Source organism: Meishania litoralis (assembly GCF_042611095.1).
Lineage (GTDB): Bacteria > Bacteroidota > Bacteroidia > Flavobacteriales > Flavobacteriaceae > Meishania > Meishania litoralis.
The window spans coordinates 1-18,071 of the sequence record NZ_JBHFPV010000006.1; the positions used below are offsets into that span (position 1 = coordinate 1).

Below are 18,071 nucleotides of genomic sequence, written 5' to 3' on the forward strand. Positions count from 1 at the left end.
CCGCCATCCCGCTGCAGAACAACCCGAACCTGGTCATGCACCTCCCCTTTGACGAGACATCGGGGTCGGTGGCCGCCGACGTCTCGGGCAACGGCAACGACGGCACGGTCCTGTTCGTGGACGACAACGGGGCGACCAAGACCCCCAGCGCCACCAATTGGACATCGCAAGGACTCTTCGGGGGGGCCGTACAGATGGACGGAGAAACCTTCCAGAGCAACACTATAGTGGAAGTACCCTATTCGGCCAGCATAGGTGCCACATCACAATCGATAACCGTTATGGCCTGGGTGAACCGTGATGACCTAGATAATAATGTGGGCATCATGACCCACGATTACCCGGCCATGTTCTTCGGTTTCCACAACAGCCTTTATAAATGGGAATTCGCCACCAACTCCGGTGGGGGCGACTGCTATTCCGGCTATTCGCCAGCGGGACAGTGGGTCCACATAGCGGCCACCTATGACGGCGCGACGGCAAGGCTCTTCGCCAACGGCGTCGAGGTATGCACACAGGCCGTTACCGGCGACATCGCATTCGATTCCTCAACGCCAAATTTCTCCTCTTTCGTCTCGTCTGGATTCTATGAGACCCGTGACCCCGCAACCAATATCGTCCTCATAAGCAACAATTATAATGAAAGTGGTGTCACCGATGAAATCAAAGGAAAGATAGATGAACTGAAAATATATAATACCGCTTTGGACGGAACTGCAATCAAAGCCTTGTATGATGCGGGTGTGGCACAAGGTGTGCCAGCATGCCCCCCAGGCACGATTACAGCTGAATATAGCATTGATGGTGCACCATGGGTCACTGGCAATGTCATCAATGCGCCGATAGGAGCCCAAGTAGCCATTAGAGCTCAAACCTCAGGGACATACTATGTCACAACGGCCCAGAATGACAACGAAAGCCCTACCTTCGAATCAGGAGTGGATTTTACGCAGACCAATGGCTACATAATCGACCAGGCCGTAGATATCGGCGCGAATAATCAGCTGACCCTTACAACTGCTGGGGGATGCCCCGCAGTGGTCAGCTTAAATGTAGTGCAAGGCTGCGATCCGGGCGATGAACCTATTTCGGCGGAATGGAGGATAGCTGATGGCAACTATGAGAATGGAAATCCAGGTGAAAATGTTTCAATTACCGCTACCGTCGGAGACGAGGTCAGACTGAGCATTCTTCCTAACGAGTTCCCTGGAACTTCAACAAGAATAGGATTTAGTGTAACCCTGCCAAATGGAACCGTGGTAAATCAATCATATTCGACAAACTTGACGGATTATATTATTCCAGCCGTTGATACATCAGATGGGGGAAACTATGTTTTGACATCTGAAGAAGGGTGTTCGGTAATCGTAAGTCTATCCGTCAATGGTTTTGACTGTAGCGAAATCAAGGCCGAATGGTCCCTTGAGGGTGGAGAAACCGGTTCATACCAATCTGCTCCTGACACCAACCCGGTTGTGGTAGATGCCTTTACCGGAGACGATGTGAGAATAAGCTTGCTTCCTAATGGAATCGACTTCACGGTAACATACAATTCCGTAATCGTGTATAATGGCAATACGGATTTCGTGTTAGGTGTTGTTGATCCATCCGATAGTGGTGACTATGTGCTCGAAACGGTTCAAGGTTGTATCACAACGCTTACTCTGAATGTTGCGGATCCTGTATGCGATGCATCTACAATAAAGGCGGAGTGGAGGCTTAATGGCACTTACTTTGAAGCTCCAGATGAGCAACCGGTGACAGTTGATGTTATTACTGGTGACACTTTCGAAATTAGTTTGATTCCTAATGGAACAGAGTTTACGATAAGTTTTGAAGGTAATGAGGTCTACAATGGAGAATTGGATTATGATTTAGGGAATGTAGAATTAACGGACAGTGGAGTATATACGATTACTACAGAATATGGTTGTGTAACAACATTGACGCTGAACGTTTCAGATGTAGTGTGCGATGGAAATACCTTAAAAGCCGAGTGGCGTCTTAACGGAGACTATTTTTCTGCCCCGGACAATCAACCTATTACGGTAGACGTGGCTTCGGGCGACGCATTCGAGATTAGCATGCTCCCGAATGGCATTGTCTTTACCATCGAATATGAAGGCAACGAAGTTTATAACGATCAGTTCGACTATGACCTAGGCAATGTTACGCCGGCCAACAGTGGTGATTATGTGATAACAAGCGCTAACGGCTGCTCTACGACACTTACCTTGAATGTTCTTTGTCCGAGCGGGCCCTTTACACCTGAATATTTAATCGATAGTATATCGGGTAGTGGAGAAGAGGCCATTACAGTTAATGTAGGAGCAATGGTAATCTTAGGTACAGTTGAGGATAATGTGGCGTTTACGATAACCCCTCCCTCAGGTCCTATATCGAATGGAGACTTGGATTTAGGCCAGATAACACTTGCTGATGCCGGTCAATATTTGTTTACCTCCGTAGAGGGTTGTACGAAGACTCTGGATATCATTGTGATTGATCCATGTGCCCCTGGTAATTTTACTCCTGAATACACTGTTGATGGAATTATGGGAAGCGGCGATGTATCCATTACAGTCGAAGAAGGTGAACCTGTGGTTCTTTCATTAATACAAACTGATGTAACCTATACCATTACGGCTCCTGATGCCACCATTACCAATGGTCTTCTAGACCTAGGCAATATTGCCGCTTCAGACGAGGGTAGTTATATTTACAACTCAGATAGCGGGTGCTCAGCGACGCTTGATATCGTAGTAACCACAACATGTCCTACAGGGGGATTCACCCCTGAATATACTGTCGACGGAACGGCTGGTAGCGGAGATAACAGTATTACCATAGAACAAGGAACCCCCATTTCACTGGGAATTGTTGAAACGGGAATTACATACACCATTACTGCTCCCGATGACACAGTATCTAACGGCGCTCTTGATTTGGGCAATATTACATTGGCGATGGCCGGTGAATATACGTTTCAATCTGATGCAGGCTGTAATGCTTCCTTAACCATTGTCGTTACCGATAGCTCTTGTGATCCAAGTACTTTTACCCCGCAGTATACGATAAATGGTATTGCAGAAGACGGTGAGTTGGAAATCAATGTACAAGAAGGTACGCCCTTGGTATTGGGATTGGTTCAAAGTGAAGTAGCCTATACCATTACATTGCCGGACTCTTCGATTAACACAGGCCTATTAAATCTCGGAAACATTACTTCGGCACAGGCAGGCACCTATACCTTTGTTTCGGATACTGGCTGTACCGCACAACTAATCATAAGCGTGGAAGAAAATCCAGAATCGGATAAGCAGATAGAAGACGTGGTAATCTATCCTAACCCGGTAAGTGATGGTAAGGTAAGGGCGGTGTTGAGTGATTTCCTAGGAGAAACTATTTATATAAGTTTTTATGATATATATGGAAAATTAGTTCTTCAGAACATTGTTCCGGAAAACCATGGAGCGGAGGTTGAATTTGATATTTCGATTTTAAGTTCCGGAACGTACATCATTGAAATATCGAGGACCAATAATGATGAAAACACCCTCAAAAAGGTAATCAAACTGAGATAGATAAGGTTAATTGGGCATGATACTCACAGACCCGGCAAAATATGGCCGGGTCTTTTTTGAAAATTTTTCAAGTACCTTACCTAATTTCGAAAGTCGAGTGATATTTATAATAAAAAAGGGTAAATGAAAATATTGATAACTGGTGTGGCCGGATTTATCGGTTTTCATCTTGCAAAAAAAATGATTGCCAATGGCCATGACGTAATCGGTCTTGACAATATAAATGATTATTATGATATAGATTTGAAATATGCCCGACTCAAGGAGCTCGGTATTACTAGAGATGAAGCTAGTTTTTTCAAAAATATTTCCCAAAGTAAAGATCTACCCAATTTTAAGTTCATTCGCCTATCACTTGAAGATAGGAACAACTTGCCAACTCTTTTTGAAAAAGAAAAATTTCAAATTGTTTGTAATTTGGCCGCTCAAGCAGGTGTTCGTTACAGTTTAGAAAACCCTCAAACCTACATTGATAGTAATATTGTGGGGTTCGCAAATATCCTTGAATGTTGCAGAAACTATAATATTAATCATCTTGTTTATGCAAGTAGTTCTAGCGTATATGGGCTGACCAATAAAATTCCTTTTAAAGAAACAGATGTTGTTAACACCCCGATAAGCCTATATGCCGCCACCAAAAAGAGTAACGAGCTCATGGCACATACTTACAGCCATCTGTATGGTATGAGAACTACGGGGCTCCGATTTTTTACGGTTTACGGTCCTTGGGGAAGACCAGATATGGCAATGTTTCTATTTACCGATGCGATTATCAATTCCCAACCCATTAACATATACAATCATGGCAAAATGGAACGTGATTTCACTTATATCGATGACATTGTTGAGGGTCTTGAAAGGGTTATCGAGAAGATTGAATTTAAACATGGCCCCTACAAAGTATATAACATCGGCAACAATAGTTCGATAAAACTGATGGATTTCATAGAGACCTTGGAAAAAAATCTTGGAAAAAAATCTAAAAAAAATCTCCTGCCGATTCAACCGGGTGATGTTGAAAAGACTTGGGCAGATGTAGATAATCTCATCAATGACTTCGATTATCGGCCCTCCACTCCTGTTGAAAAAGGTATTAAATCCTTCGTGAAATGGTATAAAGAATATTATAATATAATCTAAGTCCATTTTTATCGTTATGGGTTGTAACTGGGTTGATTCATCGGATTAATCCTTTACTTAAAATAATATAACGGGGCAAATGGTTTCTTTTCCACATCTTTGCACTTTCAAAATTTAAAACCATGGATATCACATCATTGAACCTTGATGAAAGATTCACAATTCTTGTGACCGGAGGGGCCGGTTTTATTGGGTCAAATCTTTGTGAGGCAATTCTATTAAACGGAAATAAAGTTGTTTGTTTGGACAATTTTTCTACAGGGAAAAGAGAGAATATTGAGCAGTTGTTACCCAGTAAAAGGTTCAGTTTGATCGAAGGAGATATCAGGAATCTTGAAGATTGTAATAAAGCTTGTTCAAAGGCCGATTTTGTGTTACATCAAGCTGCCCTAGGTTCCGTACCCCGTTCAATCAATGACCCTATTACAAGTAACGATGTCAATGTATCCGGTTTTCTAAATATGCTTGTAGCATCGAGGGATAATGGAATTAAGCGCTTTGTTTATGCCGCAAGTTCATCGACCTATGGAGATTCTACTAATATGCCTAAAGTCGAGAATATAATAGGACGACCATTATCGCCATATGCCATTACGAAGTATGTAAACGAGCTTTATGCCGACATTTTTAGTAAAACCTATGGTCTTGAAACCATAGGCCTAAGATACTTTAATGTTTTTGGGAGAAAACAAGACCCTGACGGAGCGTACGCCGCAGTCATACCGAAGTTTGTAATGCAATTGATGAAGTATGAATCACCTGTTATCAATGGAGATGGTACATTTTCAAGAGATTTTACTTACATAGACAATGTTATACAAATGAACATTCGCGCATTGATCATGAGAAATAAAGAAGCGGTCAATACGGTTTATAACGTTGCTTACGGGGAAAGAACGGACTTAAACGAACTGGTCTCGCTTTTGAAGGAAAACCTTTCCTCTTTTGATTCGAAAATTAATGATATCAATCCTATATACGGACCGCCACGAAAGGGTGACGTACCGCATTCATTGGCATCGATAGAAAAAGCAAAGACCCTGCTAGGGTATAATCCAAAATTCAATATTAAATCAGGTCTTAAAGAGGCGGTGATTTGGTACTGGAATAATTTAAAATAAGTATAAGAATGAATTTGACCGTTATTGGAACAGGTTACGTCGGACTGGTCAGCGGAACTTGCTTCGCTGAAATAGGCAACAATGTTACATGCATCGATGTGGATGCTAAAAAAATCGATAAACTTAGACAAGGGATAATCCCCATTTACGAACCGGGTCTAGAAGCAATGGTCAAGCGAAATTTCGAAAACAAAACATTGAAATTCAGCACAGACCTTGCGGTAAATCTCGATAAATGTGACGTGGCATTTATTGCGGTTGGAACGCCTATGGGAGAAGATGGCTCCGCAGACTTACAATATGTACTTCAAGTGGCCAAGGAGATAGGCCAAAACATGACACATTCTTTGATAATAGTCGATAAATCTACCGTTCCAGTAGGAACAGCGGATAAGGTTAAATCCACCATTAATTCAGAACTGAAAAAAAGAGGGGTAACGATCGATTTTACGGTCGTATCAAATCCAGAATTCTTAAAGGAAGGTGATGCCATCAAAGATTTCATGAGACCTGATAGGGTCGTAATCGGATCAGATGACGAGAAGGCCACCGAAAAAATGAGAAGATTATATGCCCCATTTTTTAGCCGTAGCATGGATCGATTGATCACTATGGACGTTAGATCGGCAGAAATGACCAAATATGTTGCGAATGCAATGTTGGCCACCAAGATTTCATTTATGAATGAGATAGCCAATATCTGTGAATTGGTAGGGGCCGATGTTAATAAGGTACGAATCGGAATCGGTTCTGACAGTAGAATTGGTTATAGTTTTATTTATCCAGGCAGTGGCTATGGAGGCTCCTGCTTTCCAAAAGACGTAAAGGCATTGAAAAGAACTGCAGAAGAGCACGGCTATAAAGCGGATTTGATCAGTTCGGTTGAAGAGGTTAATGACAGACAAAAGTTTGTAATATCAAAAAAAGTTGTGACTCGATTTGGCGAAGATTTGTCGAACAAGCGTTTTGCTGTTTGGGGATTGTCCTTTAAACCCGAAACTGACGATATGCGGGAAGCACCTTCAATTTATGTGATAAAAGAACTTGTAAAACGTGGGGCGAAAATAAATGCTTATGACCCGAAAGCCATGGATGAAGCCCAACATTTTTATCTAAAGGGAGTTGAAGAGGTATCTTATTTCAATTCGAAATATGAAACTCTTCGAGAAGCAGATGCCATGATATTATTAACGGAATGGAAAGAGTTTAGGTCTCCTGATTTTGATGAATTAAAAAATCAATTGAAGCATCCCATTATTTTTGATGGAAGAAATCAATACAATGATACACTACTAGAAAATATGGGTTTCGAATACTTCCAAATTGGTAAAAAATAAATTTGAAAAATATGTCAAGAATTAAGATTGGTGTTATTGGCCTCGGTTATGTAGGCCTTCCATTGGCAAGGCTATTTGCAACTAAATATCCGGTAATCGGTTTTGATATCAATGAAAGTCGGATTCAAGAGCTTCAGTCGGGTACCGATTCAACTTTGGAAGTTTCGGATGAAATCTTACAAGGTGTCCTTGTTCCAGGTCCAAACATGGAGACCGGTCTATTTTGTTCTAACAATTTAGACGACCTCAAAGATTGCACCTATTATGTTGTTACCGTTCCTACGCCTGTAGACAGTACAAATCGACCCATACTCACGCCACTCTACAAATCGAGTGAAACAGTAGGCAGAGTTTTGAAAAAGGGAGATACCGTGATATACGAATCAACTGTATATCCTGGTGTCACGGAAGATGAATGTGTACCAGTCCTTGAAAAGGCAAGTGGCCTAAAATTCAATGAGGATTTCTTTGTAGGATACTCTCCTGAACGAATAAATCCAGGTGATAAGGAACATACAGTTGAAAAAATTTTAAAAGTGACCTCAGGATCTACACCTGAAGTGGGTGTAAACGTTAACGAGCTTTATAAATCGGTAATAACCGCTGGCACCCACTTAGCTCCCTCCATTAAGGTGGCAGAGGCCGCAAAAGTCATTGAGAACTCCCAAAGGGATATCAATATTGCCTTTGTTAATGAATTGGCAAAAATTTTCAACCTTATGGGCATAGATACTCATGACGTACTTACGGCAGCCGGTACAAAGTGGAATTTTCTACCTTTTAAACCAGGACTGGTGGGCGGGCACTGCATCGGTGTTGACCCCTATTATTTGGCACAAAAGGCGCAAGAGTACGGCTATCACCCCGAGATTATCTTGGCGGGTAGGCGAATGAACGATGGCATGGGTAAATATGTAGCTTCCGAGGTGATCAAGTTAATGGTACAAAAAGATATAAGAATCAAGGGTGCGAATATTCTTGTTCTAGGCATTACTTTTAAGGAGAATTGCCCTGATGTAAGAAACACCAAGACCGTTGATGTTATTTCGAACCTTAGTAGTTACGGCACCAATATCATCATCCATGATCCATGGGCATCTCCTGAAGAGGTTAGCCATGAATACAATCTATCAACTTTCAAGACAATCCCAACGAATAAAAAATTCGATGCCATTGTCCTCACGGTCGCGCATAAAGAATTTCTAAGTTTGAATTTTCGTGAACTTCTCAGCACTGAAGGCATACTTTATGACGTCAAAGGAATTTTAAAAACAGAGGTCGATGGCAGGCTATAGCTTAAATTAATTGCAAACCATCCGCTAAAAATATTTTATTCTATAGACTTAGCTAGTGATTTTCCCGACAAAAAGTGGGCCATATGGCCCACTTTTTTTTGCACTTCGTCGATGTCTTATGTTGCCAAAAACGCATTTCATCTATAATATCATGCTTTTTACAACAATTTTAACGAACTGAAGTTTATACATCAATAGTTTGGTGAAATTTTCAACATCTTATTGTATAAAGGAATAAAAAAAGTTCAAATGTTAACAAAAAGTGCATTTCATCGAAAAAACAGACTGTTCAACGTCTAATGACATCTCATTCAACGTATTAGTTTTGTTTTTAAAATAATCTGATGTATTTCATCGAGTTTTTCAAACTTTTGATTGATTAAATTTTTATTTTAAATAGTATTGCAAATAACCTAGAAATCGTTTAATTTTTTATAAAGCAACCTACTTATGCATAACCCCACAGCGAGAATCCCCCGTTCTTCGATATGCCTTTTTATCATTTTTTTGAGCTTTTCATGTAGCAAGGATTCCGACCTTTTGGAAGCTGAATCAATAATCGATCCACACAAAGAAAATTTAGTTGTCAAAGAATACGTTGTTGATGACATCTTTAATGTTGCTCCTGGTGAGAGTACAATTCTCGATGTATTGGAAAATGACAACCTTTCCAATCTAGAAAGTGTTAAAATTGTGGAGATTACGCAACCCGAAAATGGTGAGGTTGTAATTATTGAGGAAAAGACCCTACAATATATTCCGGCCGAAGAACAACAAGAATCCAGCAGTTCAGAAGTCGATACTTTCACCTATACGGTCGATGTAGAGACGGAAGAAGGTACCACGGTAACGGAAGAAGCCACGGTAACCGTTGAAGTAACAGAAGAGAATTCTGTTATCGAGAATGGTCCTATACCTAGCAGTGTGCTATACTGGAAAGACAAATTTGATAATGGTTGGGGCACATACGCTGCAGAAATAAACGAGTTTTCCAAAAGTGGAAACAAAAATCAAGAGTATTACTATTTTGCCTATTACATTGATGGAATAGTCAATATGTGGCAGGCTACCGGCGATAACTCATATCTTGACACGGTTATTGGCCTAGTCGATGAAACAATGAACGACGCCGTTCCTATGGGGCAATATCTGGGGTGGCCTTCGGCCTCTGGAGAAGCAGTTCCACTTTGGGACAGCTTTTATTGGAGAATCGTAGCCACACTGACTAGAATCATGCACCAATCGCCCAACCTAAGGTCAAATCAAGACTATCAAGCTGCTTACGAACGTCTTTTAGCTTTTTCCGAAAAAAATATATGGGAAAGATATGAAGGAGAAGCATGGCATTTTTATAGGGTCAATACCCATATGGCCTCCCATTGGGCAAGAATCGGTATGGAATTATACACCATAACAGGAAAACAGAAATATAAGGAAGTCTTCGATAATATTTCATTCGGCACTATGGTCGGCCACCCCTCTAATTTGAGAAATCAACTGAGGCAAAATTCTAACGTGCCATCGGCGTACGACTGGAGTTCAAATTGGAATGGCAGTAACAATCAAGATACCTCACATGCAGGTGCCATCATAAGCTTTTGGGTGGCAGCCTATGAAACGGACATGTATTGGAACCAACAAGACATTAACGCCTTGATCTCAACTTTTGAAGATGTGATCTGCCCGAATGAACTCACTCAGGGAAGAGAGTTCGTAAACGGCTCCGGCGGTTACAATACACATTATTCATGGTTGCACGAATGGCTTACACTTGGAAGATATAGCCAAGAAATACAGAACAAGATAGAGGCCCACTACTCAAATAGAACCAGTTTGGGCTATGTAGGAATACAACCCGTTGGCATTGCTGCCTTAAATGCAAAAATATTGGCAGATGGCAGAGCCTATTATCCCGAAAACTAGATTTTCTTGAAGCTTTTGCATTAGAATTCGATGGTTTTTTGGTTTGTTTCCATCGACTGGATAGTCAGTTCATTACTTATACTAATCACCAATTGAACTAAATGTGTTAATCTAAACTTCAACCCCTTTAACACTGCAAGTCCCCTAAAGACAAGGAAAGTAAAAGAATACTCTATAGGTGAACTTAAGTATATTTTAGAATAGGCGAATAACAGGTCTCTAGCATTTTTCAATTCGTAAATAACAGAATTCTTTTGCATGGTAGCCGAATTTTTTCTAATACGACGATAATAACACACTTCGGAACAAAGTATCAGTTCTTCGATTGCATTGGAAATATGGGCCATGAACAAAGCATCTTCCCCAAGCTTAAAATTTTCATTAAATCGTCTTGAAGCTATCGATCTACTTGGTATTAGTTTGGCCGTGCAGGTTGAGAACAGTCTTCTGTATCGAAACTTATCGTGATAAACCATTGTAGAATCAGAAGTAAACAATTGTCCAGTATAATTTTTCTCAGAGGATTGAATGTCTTCTTTAAAATTTCGAATAATGCTGCACGATAATCTTTTAGATGAAGCTGAATTCAATAATTGACGAAAATAGTTTTCACTCAAAATATCATCATCATCCATAAAAAAAATGAAATCTCCAACAGCAATATCAAGCCCTTTATTTCTAGCAGATGACACTCCAACGGCTGTTGTCGTTAACAACTTAAAATTTTGACAACTATGTTGAGCTAAATAATTTTCTATTTTACTTATATAGTCATCCAATGGACCATTGAGAATAATCAAAACTTCAAAATTAAAAGAATTTTCCTGTTGGCATCTTATAGAATCTAGACATTTATAAAGGTAGGTTCCAGGTCTATAAGTAGGTATTATAATAGAAATATCCATTAATATAATTGTTGAGGAACTAATAAATTATTTGTTTGACTAGATTTGCCATTCATAAAATCTTTATAAAGTTGATGGAGGAACTACCCGAAAAATGCCATAAAATAATTTTTGTTCAATTCCTCCACAATATAAGGAGACATACATATGTGGACTTAAAGTAAAAAAAAACTTCATACAATTTAAATTGCGAAAGTAGTACATAATCCGATGGTCTATTGTTTATTTCAATTCCTTAAATACATAGTTATTCTAAAGTTATCAACACCCAAGCACAATATTAAGACAAAGCAAATTTTATGGCATCTAAGAATAAATTGGAGACAACAACATCAAATTAATTTGCTATAATCTTTTGTCCATTTTAGGACTGAACCCAATTTTGTCGAGCAGTTACTACCATAGATTTCGTTTTAGAAAAGTATTTTACCGTTTTCTGTATATCTCCTCAGGGTTTAAGTAAATCTTTGTTGAAGCAACCATTACTTCGTACAAACAATAAATGTCAACAATACCTGTTTTACTATAAATAATTAGAATAAGAATGAAAAGTATTGCGGCTCTCCTCACATGTCATAACAGAAAAGACAAGACACTCAATGCGCTCAAGACCCTATATAGCACTTATGAAAAAGACTTCCCTACTTTCACGCTCGATGTCTATGTCACAGATGACGGCTCCTCAGATGGTACAAGCGAGGCGATAAAAAAATTATTCCCTAAAGTACATCTACTTCAGGGTGATGGCAATCTTTTTTGGGCCGAAGGTATGAGACACTCTTGGAAAGAAGCGCTGAAAAAAGATTATGATGCCTATTTTTTGCTAAATGATGACGTTGAACTTTACCCGAATATTTTCGATCAAATCATTTTCACCCATAATCACTCCCTTGAAAAATATGGCAAGGCCGGAATTTATATTGGCGCCACAGAGGATAAGTATAAGAATCAATTGACTTATAGTGGTTCAATAATTCTAAATAAATTTTTGTATACCCAAAAAAGACTTCCTGCCAACGGACAGGTGCAAAAATGTGATTTGGCCAATGCAAATATCATGGTAGCAACGAGGTCGGTCGTTAACTCAATTGGGATATTGAGCGAAGGATATAGTCACGGAATGGCCGACTATGACTATTCACTCACTGCAAGTCGAAAAAATATTCCTGTCTTGGTGGCCCCTGAATATTGTGGTCATTGCGAGAACGATCATAAAGACACCTACGACGGCTTTGCCGAAATGAGCTTTGTTGAAAGAAAGGCATATCTCTATAAACCCACGGGCTTGGCTTTTGATTCCTACTTAAAGTATATGAAGAAATTTTTCCCTTTCAGATATATTTTGGTTGCCTTTTTCGGGTGGTTAAAACTCTATTTTCCAAGAATATATTTAAACTATTTTAAAAATCGTTAACAATTATATTTGCAGGATAAAAAAGCTGGGGCTCAAATCTTAAGCCTACCAATTACTATCTGAATAGCCATACAATAAGATTCAATTGAAAATTCTGTACATACATCAATATTTTAGAACGCCCTATGAACCCGGTGGAACAAGGTCATATTGGATCAGTCAGGAACTCATCAAAAATGGGCATGAGGTGACCATGTTGACAACGACCGAGAGGACCATGAAGTCCAGTGTTGAGCGAGAAACTATCGACGACATAAACATCGTGTACATCAATGTACCTTATCATAACGCAATGGGGTTTATGATGCGCCTGATATCTTTCTTGCGGTTTATGCTAAAATCTTTGGAGGTCGCCTGGCGGGAAAAAAACGTTGATCTTGTCGTGGCAACTTCTACCCCACTTACAGTTGGTTTTCCTGCTTTAGTGCTTAAGAAAATTAAAAGAATACCCTTTGTTTTCGAAGTTCGGGATCTTTGGCCGGAAGTACCCGTACAAATGGGTGGGCTCAAGAACAAGGCTTTGATTTTTATTGCTGAATGGTTCGAAAAGACCATCTATAAGAACGCGCTCCATATAGTGGCATTGTCCCCCGGAATGTACGAGGGCGTAGTCGAAAAAAAAATAGATAAGGAAAAAGTCTCCATGATTCCCAATATGTCCAAAATCGATTCATTTTGGCCTAGAGAGAAAAATTTGGACCTAATGGCCGAGTTGGGGTTAAGTGAGTGTTCTTTCAAAGTGGCTTATTTCGGTGCCATGGGCGCTTCTAATGATATGGAATTAATTCTAAATGCCGGTAGGCTCCTCAAAGAGCGAAAAGATATCGAGTTTCTATTCATGGGACATGGAGCAATGGAAAGCGTACTCAAGAAAAGCAAAGAGGAGGAAGGATTATCCAATCTAAACTTTTATGGCAATATTGCCATGTCTAGATTATCAGAAATCGTGAATTTCTGTGATGTCTCTCTGGTAACTTTTTCCAACCTTCCAATACTTGCCACAAACTCGCCCAATAAATTGTTTGATTCCCTATCTGCAGGTAAACCGATTATTGTCAATTCCCCAGGTTGGACAAAAGATCTGGTCGAGAAGTACGAATGCGGAATTTTTGTCGAACCTGAAAACCCAAAAAATCTAGCTGATAAAATCTTGTTTTTAAAGAACAACCCGGAATTGGTAAAGAAAATGGGTAAGAATGCCAGGCTATTGGCCGAAACAAAATATGATAAGTCAATTTTATGCGAGGAATTCGCCGATATGATCGATGCCCAAATACCGCAGCTCAAAAAAAGTACTTCCAATTGATTTGACTTAAAATGTGATACATGCGGATCCCAACTTCAGTGAATACTCAAATTCATTAAAGGTGTTAATGAGAGAGGTCAGCCGTTTCATCCAAAATAATGTGACATTCGTCCACAAGCATTTCACAAATACGATTAAACATCTTTACTTTGTTACGTCACCACGATTAACCTAATAAAATAGTTCTCCGATATAAAGTATATGAAGATTGTCCTTTTGCTTAGTAGGATAGAACAGACCGGGGTCACTACACATACATTGGATCTGGCAAGTGGTTTGGTCGAAAAAGGACATGAAGTCGGTTTGATTACGGGCGGAAAAGTAGAAAACGCCTCCCAAAGGGTTGATGATTTCTATCAGGAATTCAAAAGATTAGGTCTCACTATCATGGAGTTCGAAACGCCTAGAGGGCCTTTTATCAGAAGGGCCGTGCAATCCATTACATCGGTGGCAAGAATAATTAGCATGTTGAAGAAATTCAACCCGCAAATAATCCACTGCCAATCACCATATATGACCTTCATACCTTGGTTGATGGGCAAAAAGTTTACCACAACGATCCATATTCTTTATTTGAAGCGAAACTTCAAATTCAAAAACCCGAACCATTTGATAGCTATCAGCAATGAATCGTACGAGTTCAGCAAAAAAGTGTTCGGAATTGCAGATGCCAATATCACTCTCATTCACCATGGGGTGTCCGACAGATTTGGGAAACCGGTACCCGATCAAGAAAAGAAAGCGCTTAAAAAAAGGTTTCAAATTGATGAGGGTAAAATCATAGTCGGTTATGTTGGGAGTATTTCGCGCAGAAAAGGAAGTGATATCTTGGTAAAATCGCTAAAGTCGCTTAACGAAGCGACTAAAAATAAAATCCATGTGATATTTTTGGGAGGAGTTGCGGGCAGCGAAGAACAATCATGGTTAAAAAGTATGATTGCTGAGGCAGGGATAGACCATTTAATGACTTTGGTCCCCTTTGAGGATCCCAAACCGTTTTACGATGTTTTCGATGTTTTTGTACTTCCTTCACGTATGGAATCTTTTCCATTGGTTACAATTGAAGCAATGATGAGTGGTTGTTGTCCTGTTAGAAGCAATACCGAGGGGGCATATGAACAAATTGATCATGGCAGAACGGGGTTACTTTTTGAGAACGAAAATGCTATGGAGTTTACCAATGCCATCGAGCTATTGGCCAATGATAAAGTAATGATCAAAAAACTTGGCGAACAAGCGCGAATCAAAGCGATTTCCAAGTTTACAATTCCTGTAATGACCGAGAAAACCTTAAAGGTTTATGAAAAAATCATGAATTATTAAAGCTGATAAGATAATGTATAAAAACGGCATTAAACCCATCATTGATTTATTCGCTGCGTTGACAGGTCTCATTTTACTCGCTCCCATTTTCCTTAGTATTACCTTAATTTTATACTTCGTCAACAATGGTCAACCATTTTTTGTTCAGAAAAGGCCTGGAAAAAACGAGAAGATTTTTAAAATATTGAAGTTCAAGACGATGAACGAAAAAAAAGATTCTGACGGTAATCTGTTATCAGATCACGAAAGAATGACCAAGATTGGTAGATTGATTAGGAATAGCTCTCTAGATGAGATTCCTCAACTTATCAATGTACTTAAAGGCGATATGTCAATAGTTGGACCGAGACCACTTTTGGTCTCATACCTCCCCCTCTATAATGAAAGACAGGCAAAAAGACATTTGGTCAAACCTGGCATTACCGGATGGGCCCAAGTAAATGGTCGAAATGCCATTAGTTGGAAACAAAAGTTCGATTATGATTTATGGTATGTCGAAAATCAAAGTTTTATCATTGACCTCAAAATTATATGGAAAACCGTTTTGAAGGTTTTCAGGTCAGAAGGTATTTCGGCCAGCGATAATATAACCATGGAAATGTTTACGGGAACCGATTGATTATATTTATTATCCTAACAAAGCACATTTGATGATATCAATAATTCAGGAAGAAAAAACATGGAAAACAACCTTAAAAAGGTTTGACAGCTATGATTTTTATCATACATATGATTACCATGTTATTTCAAAAAAGGATGATGAAAAGCCTATTTTGGTTCTTTTTGAAAACAATGGACAAGTCCTGGCCATTCCCTTTTTAATGAGGTCTATCCCTGGCACGGAATTCTTTGACCTTACCTCGGTTTACGGCTATGCAGGGCCGGTATGCGATAATATTAAAAATAATCACGACTTTGCGTTAGCTTTCAATAGATTTCTAAAAGAAAAAAATATAGTCAGTATTTTTTCAAGATTGCACCCTTTTATCAAGGGACAGGAAGATGTGCTAAAGGGACTCGGGCAAACCCCTACAATAGGTAAAGTTGTCAATATTGATCTCACATCGGATTTGGCCCAGCAACGAACCCAATATAGTAAAAGTACCAAGAACAGGACCAACAAATGTCGTAAGCTTTGCACGATACGAAAGGCTAAAACCGACGAGGACATTGATACCTTTATAGACATCTATTATGAAAACATGGATCGTCTTTCTGCCTCAAAAGACTATTATTTTTCAAGGAATTACTTTTTCGATTTTATGAAATGTGATGATTTCGAAACGGAGATATTAATGGTATTCCATAATGAAGATGATGTTGCCATTGCTGCTTCAATGTTTGTTAAGACCAACAGTTATGTTCAATTTCATCTGTCAGGGTCAAGAACCTCATATTTGCATCTGGCACCCGCCAACGTCTTTTTGGATGAAATGCGAGTTCTTGCCACAAATGATGGCTATGACTACTTCAATTTGGGAGGAGGCCTTGGTGGTCGAGAAGACTCCTTGTTCGATTTCAAATCTTCCTTCTCAAACGACTATAGAGATTTCAAAGTTTGGAAATATATAGTGAACAATGAGGTATATAATGAGCTGTCGAAGAATAAGATCGGCGTAGACAACGAAAGCTTTTTTCCGTTATATCGAAAATAGCCGACTACCCCACTACTGTTTCAAACTCTACTTCGGCCGATACGATTTGGGGGGCATTTTTCATAATAAGATAATTGACCAACAGCCAATTTTCTTTGTTAAATAAATGAAATAATTTAGACCTAAGCTCTTTACCGTCAATGTCCAATACTTCCAATTTGCCATTGGCCAGATTTGCATGAACCATTAATTCATAATTTTTCCTTGGATCTATTCCATACTTAATGGCCTGGTCAATGTCACCGAATTTATCCACTGATGCAAATCCATTGATTTTTATATAGCTATTGATTATTTTCTTATAGACTGCTTTTTTAAGACCATCGGCAGCTTCTATATTCCTCGAAATTCGAACCGACCCAATATTATATTTTTTTGCCAACCTTATAACACATTTTAAAACGGGCCATTTTGTATGAACATGTTGATGAGAATCAATATGACTTGGCAAAAATCCAAAGCATTCTATGAAAAGCTTTAGCTGGGTTTCAAGCTCTAAAAGTATGCATTCTTCATCATAGCTGTTCAAAAAAAAGTTTGGTAGGTTATGCTTGGATCTAAAAAAGCCATCATCACATAATGTTTTGTTCAAACCCATTTTTTCCGTCAAAGGTCGACCGAAAGAAAGGTTTAAGTGAATACCAACGGAGTCTCTATCTATTTTATTCGATTTCACATAAGATACTGCATCCTCCAAACCTATCTTGAAGTTCATCAAAGTCGTTGTGGAACTAATCAAATTCTCTTTAAACGCCCTATATGTAGCAAGATTTATTTCTTTGGAAGCTCCAAAATCATCACTATTAATTAAAATCACAGTACTGTAATTAAAATATTTAACAAATGTTAAAGGAAACATGTTTGCCTAGGGGGAGCTTCACTAAAAGTAGATCGTACCTTTTGCAGAAAGAATTTAAGTCGATATAATACCAAAAATAATCTATGAAAAAGACCTTGCTATGTTTATCCATGAACAGGGTAGGATTCTGAAAACAGAATTAACGCCAATTTGGTTAGTAATTTTAAAATGGGTTGCCCTGCTTAATAGACCTGTAAAGGCCAAAAAGC

The 18,071-nt window shown here is 39.2% G+C and carries 13 protein-coding genes; 11 read left to right on the forward strand and 2 right to left on the reverse strand.

Features of this window, described 5'->3' with window-relative positions; translation table 11 throughout:
- From ACEZ3G_RS15745 to ACEZ3G_RS15770, 6 genes are all read left to right on the forward strand, one after another.
- A partial coding sequence (locus ACEZ3G_RS15745; protein ID WP_432426480.1) for a LamG-like jellyroll fold domain-containing protein occupies window positions 1-3,584 on the forward strand: 3,584 nt, incomplete at its 5' end.
- 123 nt (window positions 3,585-3,707) lie between these two features.
- Window positions 3,708-4,724 carry an NAD-dependent epimerase gene (locus tag ACEZ3G_RS15750; RefSeq protein ID WP_432426481.1) on the forward strand — a complete coding sequence of 339 codons (1,017 nt, stop codon included), beginning with the start codon at window positions 3,708-3,710 and terminating at the stop codon, window positions 4,722-4,724.
- Between the two features lie 122 nt (window positions 4,725-4,846).
- Entirely contained in the window at window positions 4,847-5,845 is a 999-nt protein-coding gene (locus ACEZ3G_RS15755; RefSeq protein ID WP_432426482.1) for an SDR family oxidoreductase, read from the forward strand.
- An 8-nt stretch (window positions 5,846-5,853) separates the two neighbouring features.
- Window positions 5,854-7,182, forward strand: coding sequence for a UDP-glucose dehydrogenase family protein (locus tag ACEZ3G_RS15760; RefSeq protein ID WP_432426483.1), 1,329 nt, complete (start codon window positions 5,854-5,856; stop codon window positions 7,180-7,182).
- Between the two features lie 11 nt (window positions 7,183-7,193).
- Window positions 7,194-8,477, forward strand: a complete 1,284-nt coding sequence (locus ACEZ3G_RS15765) for a nucleotide sugar dehydrogenase (protein WP_432426484.1) — start codon at window positions 7,194-7,196, stop codon at window positions 8,475-8,477.
- Window positions 8,478-8,927: 450 nt separating this feature from the next.
- Complete coding sequence (locus ACEZ3G_RS15770) at window positions 8,928-10,400, forward strand: Ig-like domain-containing protein (protein ID WP_432426485.1); 1,473 nt, start codon at window positions 8,928-8,930, stop codon at window positions 10,398-10,400.
- Between the two features lie 20 nt (window positions 10,401-10,420).
- Here the strand turns inward: ACEZ3G_RS15770 and ACEZ3G_RS15775 are convergent, their stop codons facing one another.
- A complete protein-coding gene (locus ACEZ3G_RS15775; protein WP_432426486.1) occupies window positions 10,421-11,305 on the reverse strand; it encodes a glycosyltransferase family 2 protein in 885 nt (294 codons plus the stop codon).
- Between the two features lie 544 nt (window positions 11,306-11,849).
- Here ACEZ3G_RS15775 and ACEZ3G_RS15780 point away from each other — a divergent pair.
- From ACEZ3G_RS15780 to ACEZ3G_RS15800, 5 genes are all read left to right on the forward strand, one after another.
- Window positions 11,850-12,719, forward strand: a complete 870-nt coding sequence (locus tag ACEZ3G_RS15780) for a glycosyltransferase family 2 protein (protein WP_432426487.1) — start codon at window positions 11,850-11,852, stop codon at window positions 12,717-12,719.
- An 85-nt stretch (window positions 12,720-12,804) separates the two neighbouring features.
- Window positions 12,805-14,025: a glycosyltransferase family 4 protein gene (locus ACEZ3G_RS15785; protein WP_432426488.1), complete on the forward strand. Its 1,221-nt coding sequence runs from the start codon at window positions 12,805-12,807 to the stop codon at window positions 14,023-14,025.
- Between the two features lie 201 nt (window positions 14,026-14,226).
- Complete coding sequence (locus ACEZ3G_RS15790; RefSeq protein WP_432426489.1) at window positions 14,227-15,348, forward strand: glycosyltransferase family 4 protein; 1,122 nt, start codon at window positions 14,227-14,229, stop codon at window positions 15,346-15,348.
- Between the two features lie 13 nt (window positions 15,349-15,361).
- On the forward strand, window positions 15,362-15,967 hold the full coding sequence (locus ACEZ3G_RS15795; protein WP_432426490.1) for a sugar transferase: 606 nt from the start codon (window positions 15,362-15,364) through the stop codon (window positions 15,965-15,967).
- A gap of 31 nt (window positions 15,968-15,998) precedes the next feature.
- Window positions 15,999-17,003 (forward strand): peptidoglycan bridge formation glycyltransferase FemA/FemB family protein, encoded by a 1,005-nt coding sequence (locus tag ACEZ3G_RS15800; protein WP_432426491.1) that lies wholly within the window; start codon window positions 15,999-16,001, stop codon window positions 17,001-17,003.
- Window positions 17,004-17,007: 4 nt separating this feature from the next.
- Here ACEZ3G_RS15800 and ACEZ3G_RS15805 read toward each other — a convergent pair whose 3' ends face one another.
- On the reverse strand, window positions 17,008-17,862 hold the full coding sequence (locus tag ACEZ3G_RS15805) for a ChbG/HpnK family deacetylase (RefSeq protein WP_432426492.1): 855 nt from the start codon (window positions 17,860-17,862) through the stop codon (window positions 17,008-17,010).
- Window positions 17,863-18,071: the final 209 nt, after the last annotated feature.